Source organism: Yersinia sp. 1252 StPb PI (assembly GCF_048593885.1).
Lineage (GTDB): Bacteria > Pseudomonadota > Gammaproteobacteria > Enterobacterales > Enterobacteriaceae > Yersinia > Yersinia enterocolitica_E.
Genome location: NZ_JAZGQE010000324.1, coordinates 1 through 2089, shown reverse-complemented (window position 1 = coordinate 2089; position 2089 = coordinate 1). Strand labels below are relative to the sequence as shown.

The window sequence follows — 2089 nt, the reverse complement described above, 5'->3', positions numbered from 1 at the left end:
CCTTTTAACTAATAAAAAGAGTTCGTTATTATGTTTTTGGGAGTTTGAATATATTGTATTTTTTGATAAAAATTGAGTTAAGATCCGTGTCGCATACCTAAACGTATACCCATGTAGGAAAGTGATACGGGGATAAACGCCCAGCGGCTGTTGAGGTAATTGGTAAAGCATTAAAAAAAGTCGAGGCCGAGGTATAAATGACCGCAAAAGTTAAGGCTAGCTTGGCTGGTGGTATTTGTTCCGTGGCGGCAATTATTTCTATCCAACATCCCTTGTAGTGACTCATTTTATCCTTTTTACATCGGGGTGTTTTTCACTCGCGGCTTCATGGTAGATATCAGCTAACCACCCAGCTATTTCTTCCTCAGTCAAAAATGAAGGAATAATGACGTCATATATTCGAGATGATTTCCCCTCATTGCAATCTACTCGGAATAGCTGCCATTCATTGGCAACACTTTTAACACCCAAACGGCGACCAAAAACATCATAAATGAGCATAACAGGGTCCTCTATCTCAATATGTGCGTTCAGTTAACTCTTATAGCAAATAAACATCAATATGGAAATCATGAGGATATTCCTCATGCCTGAATAATTGTCTCACCAAAAGGTGGGGGATCAAAATATGGTGCGACGTCTATTAGTTATCTTGCTAATGGTGGTGTTCTTAGGTTTAGTATTTAACAGCTACCGCTCATTGTATGAAATAAGACCATTTTATATGGCTTATATAGATAGGATTAGCTAGATTTAATCTATATATAGCGACTAGCAAAGGTAATAGAAAATGTTTAAGCACCGTTTGTCTGTGATCGCATTAGCGCTGATTGCTTCTCTAGCGTTATCTTCAGCTCCTTCCATAGCTAATCCCGGTAATGGGAATGGCGGTGGACACGGAAACAGTGGCGGAAACCACGGTAATAGTGGGGGCAATGGGCCCGCTAATAAGGGGAATAAAGCTAAAAATGGTAGTGATAATTTAGTTTCAGTGAATCTAACCTATGACCGTGTGCGCCCATTAGCTGTTAATTACGGATTGACTGGTTATCAGTCATTACCTCCCGGTATCGCTAAAAATCTGGCACGGGGTAAGCCGCTCCCACCAGGCATCGCTAAGAAAGCAGTCCCTGCATCTTTACTGGGGCAGCTACCTTCTTACCCAGGATATGAGTGGCGTATAGTTGGCAATGACTTAGTACTTATTGCATTAAGTACAGCGATTGTTGCATCAGTAATAAATGGCGTATTCGATTAAGTATCCAAAGAAGGATACTCATCAGCGATTTTAACCACCTACGAGTTTAAGCCACTGGCCTTATAAGCCGGTGGCTTTTCATTTGAAATATTTATCTAGTGGATCGAAGTATCGGTACTTTCTGTAGAAAGCTAACATTCTGGCGGGACTTAGACTATACCGGATCATACAACTTATGACTGCGGGATGTTCCACCACACACCGGTAAAACTTTCAATGACAGCAAGTCGTTTGTCTGCTGGAACCGGACAGGCAATATCAGCACAAGCTCAAATAACGATAATTCAATGACTGGGACGGAGATCTATGGTAGATCTCTGCTGTTATGGGATGGTATATCACAACAAAACAGACTTTAATTCTGAGTTAATTCAATATTAAATCCACCTTAAATATTCAGAGTGGTAAACAGATTAAAGCCAAATAATAGTGAATGGAGTCTAAATGAAAGAACTATTAATACTAATAGCAACACTAGTAATCTGGGTGATTATTGCTAAATTTTTAGCAAAATATTTCATTCATAAAGGTCATCGATACTGGGTGAGTAAAACAAGTGGGGTTATTGTTGGTACAGTTGTTGCTTTTACCTTTTTGATTATTGTGGTAATCCCGATACCGGAAGAGACAATATTGACATCAGCCAACTCTCGCTCATCCGTCACAACGACTATACCAGAAAAAACAATTGATAAGCATGAAGAAAAGACCAAATCAATCGCGCCTCAAGTGCTTATAGAGGAACCTCGCAACCCTGATAATAAAAGTATAAAGACGTTGGGTATTAGCCCGGACATTTTTGAAAAAAGAATGAATGCCAACTTAGAAACG

3 protein-coding genes are annotated in these 2089 nt (G+C 39.6%); 2 read left to right on the top strand and 1 reads right to left on the bottom strand.

All coding sequences use genetic code 11. The features are described from left to right. Nucleotides 1-282: 282 nt before the first annotated feature. Nucleotides 283-501 carry a DUF7661 family protein gene (locus tag V2A85_RS23180; RefSeq protein WP_372559706.1) on the bottom strand — a complete coding sequence of 73 codons (219 nt, stop codon included), beginning with the start codon at nucleotides 499-501 and terminating at the stop codon, nucleotides 283-285. A 289-nt stretch (nucleotides 502-790) separates the two neighbouring features. Here V2A85_RS23180 and V2A85_RS23175 point away from each other — a divergent pair, with 289 nt between their 5' ends. Together V2A85_RS23175 and V2A85_RS23170 are read left to right on the top strand one after the other, a co-directional pair. Then, entirely contained in the window at nucleotides 791-1258 is a 468-nt protein-coding gene (locus tag V2A85_RS23175) for an anti-virulence regulator CigR family protein (protein ID WP_420072497.1), read from the top strand. A gap of 444 nt (nucleotides 1259-1702) precedes the next feature. Then, nucleotides 1703-2089, top strand: a 387-nt coding sequence (locus V2A85_RS23170) for a hypothetical protein (protein WP_420072496.1), incomplete at its 3' end; no start/stop codon positions are given.

Excerpts from the sequence above, each read along its gene's own strand:
- V2A85_RS23180 (WP_372559706.1), bottom strand. The coding sequence starts at position 501 with ATGCTCATTTATGATGTTTTTGGTCGCCGTTTGGGTGTTAAAAGTGTT.
- V2A85_RS23175 (WP_420072497.1), top strand. The coding sequence starts at position 791 with ATGTTTAAGCACCGTTTGTCTGTGATCGCATTAGCGCTGATTGCTTCT.